This is a genomic window from Pseudolactococcus reticulitermitis (assembly GCF_002260845.1).
Taxonomy (GTDB): Bacteria; Bacillota; Bacilli; order Lactobacillales; family Streptococcaceae; genus Pseudolactococcus; species Pseudolactococcus reticulitermitis.
On record NZ_BEDT01000002.1, the window covers coordinates 394,077 to 410,628 of the forward strand.

Annotated in this window: 16 protein-coding genes; 9 read left to right on the forward strand and 7 right to left on the reverse strand. The window is 39.2% G+C overall.

Features of this window, described 5'->3' with window-relative positions:
- Positions 1 to 98: 98 nt before the first annotated feature.
- Together glmS and RsY01_RS05800 are read right to left on the reverse strand one after the other, a co-directional pair.
- Positions 99 to 1,916: a glutamine--fructose-6-phosphate transaminase (isomerizing) gene (gene glmS / locus RsY01_RS05795; RefSeq protein WP_094784601.1), complete on the reverse strand. Its 1,818-nt coding sequence runs from the start codon at positions 1,914 to 1,916 to the stop codon at positions 99 to 101.
- A gap of 121 nt (positions 1,917 to 2,037) precedes the next feature.
- Complete coding sequence (locus RsY01_RS05800) at positions 2,038 to 2,730, reverse strand: XRE family transcriptional regulator (RefSeq protein WP_094784602.1); 693 nt, start codon at positions 2,728 to 2,730, stop codon at positions 2,038 to 2,040.
- A 99-nt stretch (positions 2,731 to 2,829) separates the two neighbouring features.
- On the opposite strand from RsY01_RS05800, the gene plsY reads away from it, so the two are divergent.
- From plsY to nrdF, 6 genes are all read left to right on the forward strand, one after another.
- Positions 2,830 to 3,507, forward strand: a complete 678-nt coding sequence (plsY, locus tag RsY01_RS05805) for a glycerol-3-phosphate 1-O-acyltransferase PlsY (RefSeq protein ID WP_094784603.1) — start codon at positions 2,830 to 2,832, stop codon at positions 3,505 to 3,507.
- 103 nt (positions 3,508 to 3,610) lie between these two features.
- Positions 3,611 to 3,829: a glutaredoxin-like protein NrdH gene (nrdH, locus tag RsY01_RS05810; RefSeq protein ID WP_094784604.1), complete on the forward strand. Its 219-nt coding sequence runs from the start codon at positions 3,611 to 3,613 to the stop codon at positions 3,827 to 3,829.
- Positions 3,826 to 4,182 (forward strand): class Ib ribonucleoside-diphosphate reductase assembly flavoprotein NrdI, encoded by a 357-nt coding sequence (gene nrdI / locus RsY01_RS05815; RefSeq protein WP_094784605.1) that lies wholly within the window; start codon positions 3,826 to 3,828, stop codon positions 4,180 to 4,182. Before nrdH ends, nrdI begins: the two co-directional genes overlap by 4 nt.
- 3 nt (positions 4,183 to 4,185) lie before the next feature.
- A complete protein-coding gene (gene nrdE, locus RsY01_RS05820) occupies positions 4,186 to 6,339 on the forward strand; it encodes a class 1b ribonucleoside-diphosphate reductase subunit alpha (protein WP_094784606.1) in 2,154 nt (717 codons plus the stop codon).
- A 7-nt stretch (positions 6,340 to 6,346) separates the two neighbouring features.
- A complete protein-coding gene (locus RsY01_RS05825; protein WP_238594953.1) occupies positions 6,347 to 7,045 on the forward strand; it encodes an HAD-IIB family hydrolase in 699 nt (232 codons plus the stop codon).
- A 19-nt stretch (positions 7,046 to 7,064) separates the two neighbouring features.
- Entirely contained in the window at positions 7,065 to 8,027 is a 963-nt protein-coding gene (gene nrdF / locus RsY01_RS05830; protein ID WP_094784608.1) for a class 1b ribonucleoside-diphosphate reductase subunit beta, read from the forward strand.
- Between the two features lie 53 nt (positions 8,028 to 8,080).
- Here the strand turns inward: nrdF and RsY01_RS05835 are convergent, their stop codons facing one another.
- The 3 genes from RsY01_RS05835 to RsY01_RS05845 are packed head-to-tail and all read right to left on the reverse strand — an operon-like array spanning position 8,081 to position 9,617.
- The gene (locus tag RsY01_RS05835) at positions 8,081 to 8,326 is read right to left on the reverse strand and encodes a hypothetical protein (protein ID WP_094784609.1); all 246 of its coding nucleotides are present in this window, start codon (positions 8,324 to 8,326) and stop codon (positions 8,081 to 8,083) included.
- A 16-nt stretch (positions 8,327 to 8,342) separates the two neighbouring features.
- Positions 8,343 to 8,924, reverse strand: coding sequence for a dTDP-4-dehydrorhamnose 3,5-epimerase family protein (locus RsY01_RS05840; RefSeq protein ID WP_094784610.1), 582 nt, complete (start codon positions 8,922 to 8,924; stop codon positions 8,343 to 8,345).
- Positions 8,925 to 8,948: 24 nt separating this feature from the next.
- Positions 8,949 to 9,617, reverse strand: a complete 669-nt coding sequence (locus RsY01_RS05845; RefSeq protein WP_094784611.1) for an SGNH/GDSL hydrolase family protein — start codon at positions 9,615 to 9,617, stop codon at positions 8,949 to 8,951.
- A 166-nt stretch (positions 9,618 to 9,783) separates the two neighbouring features.
- On the opposite strand from RsY01_RS05845, the gene RsY01_RS05850 reads away from it, so the two are divergent.
- A complete protein-coding gene (locus RsY01_RS05850) occupies positions 9,784 to 9,957 on the forward strand; it encodes a hypothetical protein (RefSeq protein WP_238594954.1) in 174 nt (57 codons plus the stop codon).
- A 52-nt stretch (positions 9,958 to 10,009) separates the two neighbouring features.
- On the opposite strand, the gene RsY01_RS05855 is transcribed toward RsY01_RS05850, so the two are convergent.
- Together RsY01_RS05855 and RsY01_RS05860 are read right to left on the reverse strand one after the other, a co-directional pair.
- Positions 10,010 to 11,170, reverse strand: a complete 1,161-nt coding sequence (locus RsY01_RS05855) for a DNA cytosine methyltransferase (protein WP_094784612.1) — start codon at positions 11,168 to 11,170, stop codon at positions 10,010 to 10,012.
- A complete protein-coding gene (locus RsY01_RS05860; protein WP_238594955.1) occupies positions 11,152 to 12,993 on the reverse strand; it encodes a DNA methyltransferase in 1,842 nt (613 codons plus the stop codon). The genes RsY01_RS05855 and RsY01_RS05860 overlap by 19 nt, the downstream gene beginning before the upstream one ends.
- A gap of 199 nt (positions 12,994 to 13,192) precedes the next feature.
- Here RsY01_RS05860 and RsY01_RS05865 point away from each other — a divergent pair, with 199 nt between their 5' ends.
- Both RsY01_RS05865 and RsY01_RS05870 read left to right on the forward strand, forming a co-directional pair.
- Positions 13,193 to 14,728 (forward strand): DUF8727 domain-containing protein, encoded by a 1,536-nt coding sequence (locus RsY01_RS05865; protein ID WP_094784614.1) that lies wholly within the window; start codon positions 13,193 to 13,195, stop codon positions 14,726 to 14,728.
- A 9-nt stretch (positions 14,729 to 14,737) separates the two neighbouring features.
- Positions 14,738 to 16,366, forward strand: coding sequence for a DUF2357 domain-containing protein (locus RsY01_RS05870; protein WP_094784615.1), 1,629 nt, complete (start codon positions 14,738 to 14,740; stop codon positions 16,364 to 16,366).
- Positions 16,367 to 16,552: the final 186 nt, after the last annotated feature.

Consider the following 16,552-nt stretch of genomic DNA (forward strand, 5'->3'; position numbering starts at 1 on the left):
ATGTTTATATTATACGTGTAATCGTTTGCTTAATCAAAGATTTAGGTTAGAAATTCAAAATAGACAAAAAACAACCTCGAAAGATTGTCTTGATTTGTCTATTCAACTGTCACAGATTTCGCCAAATTTCGTGGTTTATCAACATCTAAGCCACGGTGTAAACTCGCGTAATAGGCGATGAGTTGTGTTGGAATAACCATTGAAATACTCGATAGATAAGGATGGACGTTATTAATCACAATATCGTCGCCCTCAATAGCAGCATCCTGTTCGACTATCGTGACGACGTTTGCCCCACGTGCAACGACTTCAGACACATTGCCACGGGTGTGGGAGGCAACTTTCGGGTTATTTGAAATGAGCGCTAAAACTGGCGTATTCTCTTCAATTAAAGCGATTGTGCCGTGTTTGAGTTCGCCTGCTGCAAAGCCTTCACACTGAATATAGGAAATTTCTTTGAGCTTGAGGCTGGCTTCCATCGCCACATAGTAATCCTGTCCGCGCCCAATATAAAAGGCGTTACGCGTTGTTGCCAGCAATCCTGTTACTTTGCTTTCAATCAAGGCTTTTTCAGACAAGGTTGCCTCAATTGATTGGGCGACAAGCGACAATTCATGGACAACATCAAAGTTGGCTGCTTTTTTGTTTGCAATCGCCGTTCCTGTGGCTTTTGCTAAAAATGCTAAGACAGCGATTTGTGCCGTGTAAGCTTTTGTAGAGGCAACAGCAATTTCAGGCCCAGCATGCAAGAGCAATGTGAAATTTGCTTCACGTGACAAGGTTGAGCCCGGTACATTAGTGACGGTTAAACTTGGAATGCCTAGTTCATTTGCTTTCACTAAAACTTGACGGCTGTCTGCGGTTTCACCAGACTGTGATAAGAAGATAAAGAATGGCTTTTCAGATAGGCGTGGCATGTTATACCCCCACTCTGATGCGATACCCAGTTCCACTGGTTTTTCGACCAATTCTTCTAATAAATATTTGCTAGCGTAACCAGCATTGTAAGATGTGCCTGCTGCAATGATATAAATGCGGTCTGCTTTAATCAAAGCCTGAATAATGGCATCATCCATCACAACTTTGCCTGTTTCATCTGCGTAGATTTGGCTGAGTTTCCGCATGACAGCAGGCTGTTCATCAATTTCTTTCAGCATGTAGAAAGGATAAGTCCCTTTACCGATATCAGAAAGGTCAAGCTCAGCGATATAGCTGTCACGAGATAGAACATGACCGTCTAAATCATGGATTTCAACCCTATCTTTGGTTAAAATCACCAATTCATGGTCGTGAATTTCCATAAACTCACTGGTTTCACGAATCATGGCCATGGCATCTGAACAAACCATGTTATAACCGTCTCCGAGACCGATTAAAAGCGGTGATTTATTTTTAGCAACATAAATCACATCTGGCTCAGTCGCATCCATCAGCGCAAAGGCATAAGACCCTTCAATAAGCGTTAAAGCTTTTTTGAACGCATCAAGTGTGCTAATGTTCTCAGTTTCAGCAAGTTTGGCAATCAGATGTACCGCAACTTCTGTATCGGTTTGACCGTTGAAAGTATCATCAGCAAGATAGTCCTGTTTAATCTCAAGATAGTTTTCAATGACCCCATTATGAACGAGAACAAAGCGACCGTCCGTTGATGTATGCGGATGCGCATTAGTTTCTGATGGCTTACCATGAGTCGCCCAACGTGTATGACCAATGCCAGCGGTCCCTGCCACATCAATGCCGATTTTTTCACGTAACTCCGCAATCCGGCCCACTGATTTAATCAATGTTGCGTTTTGATTTGGATTGGTGACAAATATCCCAGCGCTATCATAGCCACGATATTCTAGTTTTTCTAATCCCTGCATCAAAATATCACGCGCGTTTCTATTTCCGACTACTCCGACAATGCCACACATATTATTTCCTCTTTTTAAATTGGTATAGTTCAATTATTCGTTTTACGAACTTGATATATGTATGATAAAACAAAGTTTAGGCAATGTCAAGCGATAACTTTCGTTTATTGGTCTAGTTGAGTTAAGCGTCAATTGGGAAAAAATTACCAATGATTTTCCCAACAATACGCGGTTCTTCATCAAAAGGCGCAAATTTGTCCTGATATTTGTCATTAATCGAAACTAAACGCAAGCCGCCTTCTTCTCTGTAGACTTTTTTGATATAGGTTTGCCCCTCCCAGTCAATGGCATAAATCGCCCCATCATAATCAAAAGTGGTGTCTTTGATTAAGGCAACAGAGCCATCCGCATAAACCGGTTCCATCGAATCGCCGTAGACCCAGCTAGCAAAATCATAGGAAAGTTCCGCGTCAAAATAGACGGTGTCATAGCTACCGTCGTCCATATAAGAAAATCCCGTTCCGGCTGATAACTTTTCGTAGACTTTATAGGGAAATAATTTGACGATTTTTTCACTTTCTTTTTGAGTTTGTTCTGATAATTGGTTTTGTGTATAGCGCATGACGTTTTCCTTTCGTTGCTCTGTTAATTGATGAAAAGCTGACAGTAAGTCTGTCTCCTCATCTTTGACTAAAATTTCATAAGGCACACCAAAGACATCGGAAAGTTTCAATAAATTTTCTTTCTTAGGCTTGGTTTTACCACGTTCCCAAGCAAAATAGGAGGTGTTGGCTACTCCTATCTGTTTGGCGACTTCTCGCTGAGATAAACCTTTTGCTTCCCTTATTTGCACTAAATTATTTGCGATTGCCATCATGACCTCCGTTTGTTATGTTAGTTTTTTAAACTAACACTAGTATATATTTTTTTTACTGCCATGTCAAATCATCAGATTTTTTGATATAATGTAGAGATGACAATGATATTATTATTACTGGTCGCCTATTTATTAGGGTCAATCCCTTCAGGTCTGTGGATTGGTCACTATTTCTTCCACAAAAATCTCCGTGACTTTGGTTCTGGTAACATTGGCACGACCAATACGTTTAGAATTTTAGGCAAGCGCGCAGGAACAGTCGTCTTTGTGATGGACTTGCTTAAAGGCACGCTTGCGACGGTTTTACCGTTGATGTTTGGGATAGAGACGATTTCGCCGGCCCTATTTGGTTTATTTGCTGTGCTGGGGCATACTTTTTCTATTTTTAATCATTTCCAAGGCGGCAAGGCGGTCGCAACGGCAGCGGGCATGCTTTTGGGCTATAGTCCGTGGTTTGTTCTGTTATTAGCTTTTGTTTTCTTTATTACCTTCTATCTAACAAGCATGGTGTCATTTGCCAGCGTTTTATGCGCAGGTGTTGCAGCGATTTTGGTCCTCATCCTGCCTGCTTTCCACTTGATTTTTACCTCTTATGACTGGCTCTTTACAAGTATTGTTTTATTTCTGGCTTGTTTCATCATCATTCGCCATCGTGAGAATATCACGAGAATTCGAAATAAGTCTGAAAATATTTTCAACTTTGGTTTGAACATTACCCACCAAAAACGCCAAAAACGCCAAAAACGCCAAAAACGCCAAAAACACAACATCTAGTGGCTTGTCCAAAAAAACATCACAATATCTAGTTTAAATTGTTGACTAGATATTTTTTTATTGCTAAAATATAGAGACAATAACTAATAAAAGGGGTATCCAAATGGTAACCGTATTTTCAAAAAATAATTGTATGCAATGTAACATGGTTAAAAAGTGGTTGGCCGATAAAGCCGTCCAATTTAAAGAAATTAATATCGACGAAGAACCACAATATATCGAGCAAATTAAAGCCATGGGCTTTATGGCCGCACCGATTATCGTCAAAGATGACCTATCATTCTCAGGTTTCCGGCCTGCTGAATTGGCGAAATTGGTATGAAAATTGCCTACTACAGCGTGACGCGACAAGTCAGTCGTTTCGTTAAAAAATTAAATTTAGCCGCAAATCAAGCTGTCGAGGTTTCTGATACGCTCCTGCTGTCAGAGCCTTTTATGCTCATCATCCCAACTTATGAAAAGGAAATTCTCCAAGAAGTTTGGGATTTTATGGCTGAGAATAGCGCCTATTGCCAAGGCATCATCGCCAGCGGCAACCGCAATTTTGCTGAGCTTTATATTTATTCCGCTAAAGATCTATCGGCCGAGTTTCACGTGCCGATTTTATATGATTTTGAGTTCAATGGGACTGATGAAGATGTCACTGCTGTCCACTCTATCTTAGAAAGCTATTAACCTATGTCTTTAAAAACTTTGGAAAATGTGTCTTATTTCCGTCTCAATAATGAAATTAATATTCCTGTCAATGGGCAAATTCCCTTGCACAAGGATCACGAAGCCTTGCTTGCCTTTTTCGAAGAAAATGTGCGCCCTAATCTTAAAACCTTTCCAACAGTTGCAGAAAAAATCGCTTATTTACTCGAGCATGATTATATCGAACCAGATTTTATCAAAAAGTACACAATTGATTTTATCACGGAACTGTCTGATTGGCTCTATGCCCAAAATTTCCAGTTCAAATCATTCATGGCAGCCTATAAATTTTATCAACAATATGCCTTGAAAACCAACGATGGTGAGTTTTACCTGGAAAATATTGAAGATCGCATTTTGATGAATGCCTTGTATTTTGCGGATGGTGATACTGAATTAGCCCAATCATTAGCTGATGAACTCATTCATCAACGCTATCAGCCTGCGACCCCAAGCTTTTTAAATGCTGGTCGTTCACGTCGTGGCGAGCTCGTCTCGTGTTTCTTGATCCAAGCAACTGATGATATGAATAGCATTGGGCGTTCTGTTAATTCTGCCTTGCAACTTTCTCGCATTGGTGGTGGTGTAGGGATTAATCTCTCTAACCTCCGTGAAGCGGGTGCGCCGATTAAAGGTATTGAAAATGCGGCCAGTGGGGTTGTTCCCGTGATGAAACTTTACGAGGACAGCTTCTCCTACTCCAACCAACTTGGCCAACGTCAAGGAGCTGGTGTGACTTATCTCAGTGTTTTTCATCCAGATATCATGGCCTTTTTATCAACTAAAAAAGAAAATGCTGACGAAAAAATTCGTGTGAAAACATTGTCGCTCGGTGTTACCGTTCCAGATAAATACTATGAACTCGTGCGTGAAAATGCTGATATGTTCCTGTTTAGTCCTTATGATGTCGAACGCGTCTATGGTCAACCTTTTAGCTATGTGGATATCACGGCAGAATACGATAACCTCCTTGCCAATCATGACATCAAAAAATATCGTATTCGCGCCCGTGATTTAGAGCAAGAAATCGCCAAACTCCAACAAGAATCTGGCTATCCTTATATCATCAACATTGATGTGGCGAATAAAGCCAACCCCATCCATGGGAAAATCGTCATGAGTAACTTGTGTTCAGAGATTTTGCAAGTGCAAACCGCTTCAGAGCTTAATGAAGACCAGACTTACAAGACTTTGGGCACTGATATTTCATGTAACCTTGGCTCGACTAACGTGGTCAACCTCATGCAATCGCCTAATTTTGAGAAATCAATCGATAGCATGGTGAAAGCCTTGACTTTTGTCACGGATCATTCTGAGATTGATGCTGTGCCAACCATTAAAAATGGCAACCGTAAAGCGCATACGATTGGGCTTGGTGCCATGGGACTTCACTCCTACTTCGCCAAACATCATCTGGTTTATGGCTCGCCTGAATCTATTGAGTTTACAGACGTCTACTTTATGTTGCTGAATTTCTATACGTTGAAATCGTCTATGAATTTGGCACGTCAAAAGGGGCAAACTTTTGCTGATTTTGACAAATCGGCTTATGCTGATGGCACTTATTTCGACCAATATATCGAAGACAAACACCTTTCTGATAAAGTTGCGACTTTATTTGAAGGTATTCCTATTCCGACTGCTGAGGACTGGCGTGAGCTGCGTCAAAATGTTATGACACACGGTCTCTACCACCAAAACCGTCTAGCAGTGGCGCCAAATGGTTCGATTTCATATATCAACGACGTTTCTGCAAGTATTCACCCCATTACCCAACGGATCGAAGAACGCCAAGAAAAGAAAACGGGGAAAATCTACTATCCTGCGCGCGATTTAGCGACGGATACGATTCCTTACTATACGAGCGCTTATGATATGGATATGCGGCGCGTGATTGATGTTTATGCGGCGGCTACGAAACATGTCGATCAAGGCTTGTCAATGACGCTATTCTTGCGTAGCGAGATGCCTGTTGGGCTTTATGAGTGGAAAACGGATACCAAGCAAACGACGCGTGATCTGAACATTCTGCGTAATTATGCCCATCACAAAGGGGTTAAATCGATTTACTACATCCGCACCTTTACCGATAACGGTGATGAAGTCGGCGCTAACCAATGTGAATCTTGTGTGATTTAAGGTGACTGTGGACATTTTAGTTTTTGACCTCGACGGCACGATTGTCTTTGACGGGATTCAGATTAAGCCGGATCTTCTAGCGATTTTAAAGGCGTTGAACCAACGCTACGAGATTATTTTCGCATCCGCCCGCCCTATTCGGGATATGCTCCCGCTACTGCCTGATTTTCCTGATAATGATTTGATTGGTGGCAATGGTAGCATGATTCGACAAAAGGGTTGTATTGAGGTTACAGCGAGAATTGATGCAACCTCAGCACGTCAGATTATGACTGAAATAGTAGCTGAAAAACTGGACTATATTATTGACTATGATTGGGATTATACAGCAAAAGTTGCGGCTAATCATTCGATTTGGCAAAAGCTAGATACCAATCACTTAGCGCAAAATATCCCACTCCAATTTGATAACATCAGCAAAATTATCACGTTTGAGACACCAGAAAAATTCAGTCTGTTATTTCCTGATGCCCTCTATCATGCTGATGTTCAAGAATTGGTCTTTACTGGCAAGAATATCAACAAATATACCACTTTAAAAACGCTGATTGGCGATTGTCCTTATACAACTTTTGGCAATGATCACAATGATATTGACTTATTAAATCACGCTGAAACTGCTTTTCAAATTGGCAACCAAGACTTACCTGTCACGAGCAAGAACATTTCCGAGGAACAACTCCCCCAGATTTTACACAACTTATAACTAGATTTAGGAAAAAATAATGATTAATCCAAACTTTATCAAGGCTATCAACTGGAATAATATCGAAGATTTAATCGATAAATCAACTTGGGAAAAATTAACTGAGCAATTTTGGCTGGACACCCGTATTCCACTTTCAAATGACTTGGACGACTGGCGCAGTTTGTCTGACGTTGAGCGTCATCTCGTCAGCCATGTTTTTGGTGGCTTGACGCTCCTCGATACCGTCCAATCTGATACAGGCATGGACTCATTGCGTGCGGATGCGCGGACGCAACACGAGGAAGCTGTCCTCAACAATATCCAATTTATGGAGTCTGTTCACGCCAAGTCTTACTCCTCTATCTTCTCTACGCTCAATACCAAGACTGAGATTGATGAAATTTTTGCTTGGATTGATGCCAACGAAAATCTGCAATACAAGGCGCAAAAAGTCAACAGTATTTACAAAAATGGCACGCCACTGGAAAAGAAAATCGCTTCTGTCTTCCTCGAAACTTTCCTTTTCTACAGCGGTTTCTACACCCCTTTGTATTATTTGGGCAATAACAAGCTGGCTAATGTCGCGGAAATTATCAAATTAATCATCCGTGATGAGTCAGTCCATGGCACTTATATTGGCTATAAATTTCAGCTTGGTTTTGATGAACTTTCTAGTCAAGAGCAAGAAGAACTCAAAAATTGGGCTTATGAACTCCTCTACGACCTCTACGCTAATGAAGAAATCTATACCGATGACCTCTATGGCGTTTTAGGCTGGTCTGAGGATGTCAAGACTTTCTTGCGTTATAATGCTAACAAAGCTCTAATGAACCTTGGCTTTGATCCCCTCTTTCCTGACAATGCGTCAGACGTCAATCCAATCGTGATGAATGGGCTGTCAACCGGTACCGTCAACCACGACTTCTTCTCACAAGTCGGCAATGGTTATCTCCTCGGTCAAGTTGAAGCCATGAGTGATGATGACTACGTCTTTGACTAAACTATAAAAAACTCGCCAGGCTTTTTATCGAGACTGGCGAGTTTTTTTATCGTCTATTTATTAAAGATTTTGGGTCCTTTACGCATGTGTTTCCGATCATTCTTGGTCGGTGTTTCTTGACTAGAACGACCACCACCGGCTTGTTTCTTCTTGATGATTTCTAACATCTTTTCTTTGGTTGTTTGATTCAATTTTTCTCTTCCATTAAAAGTCGGCAATACGACTATCCATTCTATAGCATTATATTTATTAACCGTTACTTCAACAGGATATTTTACTTGTCTGATGTAAGCTGTCATTTTTTATTCTATATTTTTATTTCGGGCTGTGATATGCTTCGATTATTTCCTTAAGCGTTGGCGCTTTAGCATCTTTTTCAGATACCTGCTCAAGATTACCGAGCACGATAGGAATTGGCCAATCAATGCCTAATTCAGGGTCTAGCGGCGTTAATGCGACGCCTGACATCCCTGGGCGCCATTCATTGTCAAAGCAATAAAGATATTCTGTGTCGTCATCTAGTGCTTGAAAGCCATTGCACACGCCTTGCGGGACAAAGACTTGGACGCCCGGTGTCAAGTGAACCGTCACAACCGCACCAAGAGTTCGGCTGTCTGCTCTTGTATCGACGTAAGCACCAAATGCAGAGCCGTGAGCGACTGTGACTAATTTTGCCATCGCTTCGCCATGAAGGCCTCTGACGGCACCACGCTTGGTTCTGGTTAGATTGATTTGTTGCCACGGATTGATCGTATTTGGCAAAATCTCAGAATGACTACTTGAGCGATAAAGTTCCCGAACGGTACCACGATCATCCGTCACCGTTTTAACCTGAATGATTTGTAGCCCATCAATTTTTGATGCTGCAGCAGAAAATTCGTTGATTTGTAATGTCATGTTGACTCCTTTGTTTGAGATTGATTATAAATATTGCGCCAAGTTTTTAAGAATGACTTGGCAGCCAGCAGGTGAAATATGTGCGCCGTCAAACGTATATTCTTTCTTAAGGTTGCCATTTTCATCAGCTAAACCTTCACTCACATCAATAAAGTGAACGCCCAATTTTTCAGCCATGTCACGATTTTTTTCACTTGCGAGATTAAATAAGTCATTATTTCGCGTTGCAAATAACACCGCCTCGTCTTCATCAGAGCCAAAATCTACATTATTAACAGGATAATACTTCAATACGAAAATTTCAGTCTTCGGTAAAGTTGCCTGTATTTGTTGTATGATTTTTTCATAGTTTTCATGAAATATTTCTGGCTTGACTTGAAAGCCAATATCATTTGTGCCAATATTGATAAAAATTTTGGAAGGTGCTAAATCAAAAATTTGTGTATGGATATGATCTAAGATAAATTGTGTCGTCGTCGCTCGTACAGCACGGTTATAAATAGACTTTTCAAACTTGATTTCGCCACTTTCTTGCCAGTTTTCAATTGGAAAAAGTTCCATAATAGAACTGCCGATAAATAGCGTCTGCCCCTTTTTAACTGTTTTATTCTTTTCTTGATACTCAGCTAATAGGTTGTTTTGAAAAGCTATCAAATTGGGATTTAACGTGAGTTCTTGCGTTTCCTTACTCATAGAAAAACACCTCCTGATTAGGTTTCTAACTATATTTTAACATTTATAGCCTTTTATAGCTATTTTGAGCTTGATATTTCCATGACCTTATCTTCTTATACAAATCCCCTAATTGACAGTTTACTATGGTATAGTAGTCTTAAGCGCACTTACAAGGAGGATAACAATGGCACGAGGTAAGACAATTCAACTGTATCTGATGGATAGTGTTCCGAAAGGTCGCATCAAATGTACATTGGCAAACTGGACAGGGATAGCTTATAAAATTCCGAGAACCGAACTTGATGTTTTCAGAAACAAACTCTTGGACAGCAGCAAACAGCTCGTTATAGAATTTTGATTTTATGTAGCTTGTAAACGAGCGTTCTGTTACCATAAATTTTTCTCCTTTTCTAGTCGATTGATTGATTGAACACTTTATTTATTATAGAATCGCCGAGAGCTTTTGCAAATAGTGGTGGCACTGAATTCCCGATTTGCATACCAACCGTAGTAATATCACCGATGAAATGGTAATGGTCAGGATAACTTTGTATACGAGCAGCTTCGCGTGGTGTTATGGTTCTGTCATCAACCGGATGGGTAATCCTGCCCACGCTAGGGGTATTAATCCTAGTTGTCAAAGTATAACTAGGCTTGTCTTTTTCCATGCGACCATAAGCTCCGCTATGAACAGATTTAGTTTGAAATTCGCTAGGCAAATCTTTCATATTCTCGCCAGGTTTCACTAATTTAAGTATGCTTATAGTTTTTTCGCTATGAGTTGAAGCTATATGGTTGCGAAATGTTTTACCGTTACCACTACGCATTTTCTTCTGATACTCATTTTGAGTAGAGCTCTTATACTGTGTGATTTCTACACCTTCTCCAGATTTAAGCGTTGGCAAGTCCCCAATCGCATCCCACACAGTAACCGCACTATCCTCGTCATGCGTTTCTTCAGGGAATAATTGTTCCGAATCTAGTCCCAAACGGTTGCCAATGAAAATGGCTCTTTTCCTTTTTTGAGGCACTCCGAATTTTTCAGTAGAGAACACACGCGAGGCGACGTCGTATCCAAGCGCCGCCAATCGTTCCTCTATTTCCTTTTTTATACTACCTTTATTGTAGTTTAATATGCCGGGGACGTTTTCAATAACAAATACCTTAGGGTTCAATTCTTGCACCATCCGAAGAAACTCCAAGAATAGTAAATTTCTCTCATCATCAAAGAATGATTTTTCTTTGCGAATTCTGTTTCCAGCCATCGAAAAACCTTGGCACGGTGGCCCGCCAAAAATAATATCGACCGATTTACCTTGATTCTTGAATATCTCAGCTATCGTTGTAGATGATTCTTGATTTTTAAATACGGCATCAGCTGTGCTTGCGGGAACCGTACGAATGTCCGCATTAATCATAACCGTTTTGTCATGATTTGCTTTGTATGTTTTCGCAATTTTAGGGTCATATTCAATCGCAACAGCCACTTCAATGCCCGCCATTTCCATACCAAGCGAAAAACCACCTGCTCCTGAGAATAGATCTAGTGCTGTTATTCCTTTTGTTGCCATTGATACTTATCTCCAATCTTAGATTCAGATTCAACTTCTACGTACTCATATCTATCTTCTAATATTTTTTCTATATCTAAAGCATTCCCTTTTTCATCAAGGTAAGTTTGGGTGTGGACAATGATGGGAATCAACTCCTCATATAGCTTAGACGGTGTTATTCCATCGTTTTCTTCAACCAGTGATTGAATGATATTTATAATGTACTCTTTAGATTTTTCAGGCGCTACAACAGGTTCTAAATTCGGTTTCACACTATTATCTTTGAAAAGTGTATACACAAAATCACCTGTCAGCGTGTTCATTTTATTGATTCCTTGCGTCCCTGAACTCACAGCTTGTTCTTGTAAGTTTATGTCGCACAAAATAAATCCAGCACGCTTAACGGCATCCATAACCCCTTTCCAAACGTTTAAATCGCGATTGTGAAAGGTGAATGAAACATATCGCTTGTCTTTAAGCACCCTATGCATTTCTTTAAAAGTTGCTAACATTCTCTCACCATAGTCTACGTGATCTTTCTTTCTGTAACTATCGATGATAATCTCGCTATCATAATCAACTGTAGTATCTAACCAGCTGTTCCAAAATTGACTCAGCGCTAAGTATGCGATACTTTCCCCGTATGGAGGATCAGTAAAAATATAGTCGATAGATTCGTTTTCCAAAAATTGCATTTTATTAGAGTTAGTGTTATATAAATCAATATAGTTATTATCAACATTTTCAAGTTCTAGCTTACCCTTGGCAATTGCATTAACTCTAAGTTTGAAACAATGAAAGATGTTTCGTTCAGTGTGGATTTTCGGAGTCCAAAATTTACTAATTACCCAGCCTGATTTATATGTTGCTTTTTCTAAATCGGCAGGCAGCATATTCGAAACATTCGCCAGCATACTGGTAAAGGTAAACATTAGCAAGCTTCGCATTTGCTCATTTTCAACCAAAAATATATTATCTCGCAAATTCGACAAAATGATTAAAGCTCGATCCGTGAAAAGCTCATCTATCGATTCTTTGCCAGAGCGTTTAACATACTGTAATACCTTGTCTTTTGGATACTTAATCGAGCCATCTTTATCTAGCTTTCTCTTAAGTGCTCTTATTTGGTTTATCTTTTTTGAATCTTTGGCATCTACGTCTTTTACGAATACTCCGTCAAGTTTGCACTTCCCTTTAACCCTAACAAATTCACCGTTTTCCCAAATACCTATTTCAACATGCGCTGCATTTCCGCAAGACGGGCAAGTTGTTTCGTAAAGATGATTACACTCATCCGCTAGAGCATCTAGAATAGAATTTGCTAAACGTTTATATTCTTCTAAATCGACATCGGACACTGTGTTTTCAGCAATAAATTTCGACATAGGATTAATATCGACACCAACCCCAACACGTTTCGCCTTACAAGCCTCGATTGGAACAATTCCCGAACCCATGAAAGGATCTAAAACAACATCTCCTGGAGATGTATAATTTTCAATATAATCAGCCACAACATTATGAGGTTTGCGCCCCCAATATTTATGCATCAAATAGTGAGCCGGATGAGATTTAGCACTTATATTTTTCATTTTAGCGTTCTTATTACCACCACTACTAGGAATATTATTGTCATTCAAGCCCTCTGAAACATAAAAATTGTTTCTAAAATCAATGACATCCGATTTGTAGAATTTTCGATAATTGGTTTCCTGTACCTTTACGCAACGTAATTTCCCGGCATCGGCTAATCTTCTAACTGTATTACTTGACACTTCCAAAATAGTAGCAGCTTTATTAACTCCTATGAGCTCATTACTAGATATATTTTTATTATCCAAGTCTTCCAACCCTCCCAATTATTTAGTAACATTATAGCATATAGGCAACTTCTTTTCAACATAGATTTATTAATATTGCCGCTTTTTATTTTTATCAGTATTTATTCAGGTTTTCGCACAACTAATCTTGACACCCTTAGGAAACACCACCCTTTTGTGATATAATAGAATTAACATTAATTACTTTTGGAGATGCAAGATGACAGTTAATTTCGATAAAACTCTAGAGGATATTTCTCTTTTCATGCAGGAACAAGGTTTTTTCTACAGTGATGAACAGATTTACGATTTTTATACCTCTCTGATAACCAAGCCATTTGTCATTCTCTCTGGAATCAGTGGATCTGGGAAGTCAAAGATTGCCGACCTGTTCGCTGAATACATGGGAATAGCGTACGAAAACGAAGATAACTATGAACTAATCGCGGTCAAACCTAACTGGACGGATAATCGCGGTATTTTCGGGTATCACAACTTGTTAAACGACACCTATCAAATAACCCCCACTTTAAAATTATTTTTACGAGCAAAAGCTAATCCTGAAAAGCCCTACTTTCTTGTGCTTGACGAGATGAATTTAGCCAAAGTGGAATACTATTTTTCCGACTTTTTAAGCTTAATCGAGAGTCGGAGAGAGACTAAAAGCCAATCTTTTTCGAGCGACTTCGTTTCTGTAAAAAGCACACTTGGCGGGAATATAACTCTGTCGCAAGCTATAATTTTATCTGCCATTCAAATGGGGGACAACAAGTTTCGCAGCGTGGAAGACTATCGAGAAACACCCATAGCTAAATGGTGGCTAGACACTATATCTACAGGTTCTAACCCAACTGCGCAATTTCGTTCTGAACTAAATCAAGATCGCAAAGGAACTCTCCCCAACGGCCTAAAAGCCGATGGAAGTCGCCTTGCTGGCAAAGCATTCTGGGCTGAACCTCAAGGTAACTCATATAAACTAAAATCATTTTCCGAAATGGATGATCCTACTAGAGCGCAATTTAGTAAAATCAGAAATGCATTCGTGACAGAAACGAATTCAATTAAGCAAGGTAAAATCGACCTGCACAATTTTGAGCATCCGCTTAAAACCGTTGAAACTCAAGATGACTATATAGATTCTTTAATCAACGATGAAGGCTATTATGTGCCCTCTGCAATTGAAATACCTTTGAATGTATTTGTGATTGGCACCGTGAACGTTGACGAAACTACGTATATGTTCAGCCCTAAAGTCTTGGATAGAAGTAACGTTATAGAGTTAAATGACATCGATTTATTCGCCGCTTTTGATTACGGAACAAAACCATCAATTAGCCATACTTTACCACCCAAAAGTAACGCTCCTTTCTCGTTCGATATTTCATTAGCAACAACAAAAGATACAAAAGAATTAACGCGACTATATCCTACCGAATTCAAAATACTTATATCAGCTTTCGATATTTTAAAAGACAAAAACAAGCACTTCGGCTATCGTGTTTTCAACGAAATCAGCTCATTTGTCTTAAATTATTGCGGCAGTAGCTCTGCTTCAACGGATGTTATCTCTGCAATTGACTTGCAAATCCTACAAAAAGTATTGCCTAAAATCAGTGGCTCAGACGATGAAATATCTACTATTATAGTTGCCTTGCTAGACTTATCTACTGAGAAAAACTTAGTACGCTCTGCAGCTAAATTAGCTAAGATGCAAAATTCGCTTAACCTAGTCGGTTATGCAACATTCATCGAGTAGGTGACTTTTATGGAATATTACAAAGCTATAAAATTTGAACGCTTCATTTTGTTTTCAAGTATAACTAGCGACAAAGAACTAGACCAGCTAGAAAATAGCTGTGAGACTACTATCAGCTGCGACGAATCAAACTCAGATATCCGGGTAGATTCCAGCGGGATAGTTCATCTTTACGAATGGACATCTTACAACATAGTTGGTTTATCCAATGCTCCCCTCAACAAAGACGATTATTTTTATAGCGGACTTATCGGCCGCCATAATTCTGGAACTATTTTATTTAAAAATTTTATCGGGAAAGCAAAATTTAGAGATGTTGTCTTTGTCGTTGAATCAAAAAAAATGGATACCCATGATGTTGAAAAACTGATAAGCGAGATTGACGAGCGGGTACAGGCTACTATCTCTCAATTCTTTTCAAGTAGAGGGATATCCCAAGGAGTTTTCAAGAAAAACAAAGATAAATTTCAAGATTTTTATGTATACCAAAAATTGTATCATTCCTTAAAGCAGGGGAATATTACGAGATTCGCAAAATTCATAGCGACCAATCCAAACAGCCAATTTATAAAGAATGTTACCCAAAAACATATTACTCAGATCAAAAACGTTTCACCCGAAAGTATTATGGATGTTTTCTCAGGAAACACTCCCTTGTCCAAATCTAATAGCAAACCATCATTGTCGCAAAAATTCTCAGGCAATGTCCCTTTAGTTATGAATGAACATATAAACGTTGTCACAACAGACATAAATGAAAATCAGTTTGTGAAATTTTTTCTAAAACTTTCTCTTAAAATATTGAGCCATTTTATACTTGAACTTTCGGAACGGGATTCAGAAAACACCTCTAAAAATGCTCTCTTGATAGGCGAATTGCACGATTATAGAGATGCGATTCAGCAGCTCTTAAAACTGGATTTTTATAAGAATGTCTCTAATCTCAACTTATTAAACCATTCTAGCACCGCCCTTACAAAGCAATATGGTTATAAGCAACTTTACAACGAATTTATAAACTTAAAACAAACCCCCACTAGTTGTTTCGATACATCTTCTTTAATAGACTTGTTCGAGAATAAATCTATCGATAAACTATATGAATACGTAAGTTTATTTAGACTTGTTGACATTTTAGAAAAAATCTATTCGTCACCATCTAATTCGACTATTACTGTCGCCTCTACTCAGAAGATATACACCTTATCTTTAGGCGAAGATAACGGTAGCGTTGAGTTTACCTTTAAAGGCAATGACACCTTATATTCAACAAAACTTTTATTTCAACATTCATTCACTCTTAAAAATAATGACTCCTACTCCGTTGAATTCAAGCCTGATTTCACTTTACAGGTTTTTATAGGAGGAGAAACTAAATACTATCACTTTGATTCGAAATTCAGAGTTTCTTATGATGAGTCTAGCAAAAATGATGACATCGTAAAAATGCATGCCTATAGAGATGGCATTACCGACACAGTTGGATCCTTTGTTTTGTTCCCCGGACAAGTTGACAATCTATTTATTGTCGGTGATTCGTATCCATATCAGGGTGTTGGATCTTTTCCTTTGAACCCCGATGATAGATTTGACACCATATTAGAAGACGCGCTTTTTAAAATCGTTTCACGCATTTGAATTTGCTGACAAGCCTACATCTTTCTTCTATACCCCACCCCTAATTTTTACCGATTTATCATTACGCTATACTCAACCCTAACCTCTATTTTCGACAAAAATCACAACAAAAAAAGGCTTCAGCGCAATCTGGCAGATATGCCAGAAAACGCTGAAGCCTTATATTATATAGGGTTAAACTAGTCT

Bases quoted from the DNA above. Each gene is read 5' to 3' on its own strand.
- RsY01_RS05850 (WP_238594954.1), top strand. From the start codon at position 9,784: ATGGCACGAGGTAAGACAATTCAACTGTATCTGATGGATAGTGTTCCG.
- RsY01_RS05865 (WP_094784614.1), top strand. From the start codon at position 13,193: ATGACAGTTAATTTCGATAAAACTCTAGAGGATATTTCTCTTTTCATG.
- RsY01_RS05870 (WP_094784615.1), top strand. From the start codon at position 14,738: ATGGAATATTACAAAGCTATAAAATTTGAACGCTTCATTTTGTTTTCA.
- nrdF (WP_094784608.1), top strand. From the start codon at position 7,065: ATGATTAATCCAAACTTTATCAAGGCTATCAACTGGAATAATATCGAA.
- RsY01_RS05835 (WP_094784609.1), bottom strand. From the start codon at position 8,326: ATGACAGCTTACATCAGACAAGTAAAATATCCTGTTGAAGTAACGGTT.
- glmS (WP_094784601.1), bottom strand. From the start codon at position 1,916: ATGTGTGGCATTGTCGGAGTAGTCGGAAATAGAAACGCGCGTGATATT.
- nrdE (WP_094784606.1), top strand. From the start codon at position 4,186: ATGTCTTTAAAAACTTTGGAAAATGTGTCTTATTTCCGTCTCAATAAT.
- RsY01_RS05845 (WP_094784611.1), bottom strand. From the start codon at position 9,617: ATGAGTAAGGAAACGCAAGAACTCACGTTAAATCCCAATTTGATAGCT.
- nrdH (WP_094784604.1), top strand. From the start codon at position 3,611: ATGGTAACCGTATTTTCAAAAAATAATTGTATGCAATGTAACATGGTT.
- nrdI (WP_094784605.1), top strand. From the start codon at position 3,826: ATGAAAATTGCCTACTACAGCGTGACGCGACAAGTCAGTCGTTTCGTT.
- RsY01_RS05800 (WP_094784602.1), bottom strand. From the start codon at position 2,730: ATGGCAATCGCAAATAATTTAGTGCAAATAAGGGAAGCAAAAGGTTTA.
- plsY (WP_094784603.1), top strand. From the start codon at position 2,830: ATGACAATGATATTATTATTACTGGTCGCCTATTTATTAGGGTCAATC.
- RsY01_RS05840 (WP_094784610.1), bottom strand. From the start codon at position 8,924: ATGACATTACAAATCAACGAATTTTCTGCTGCAGCATCAAAAATTGAT.
- RsY01_RS05855 (WP_094784612.1), bottom strand. From the start codon at position 11,170: ATGGCAACAAAAGGAATAACAGCACTAGATCTATTCTCAGGAGCAGGT.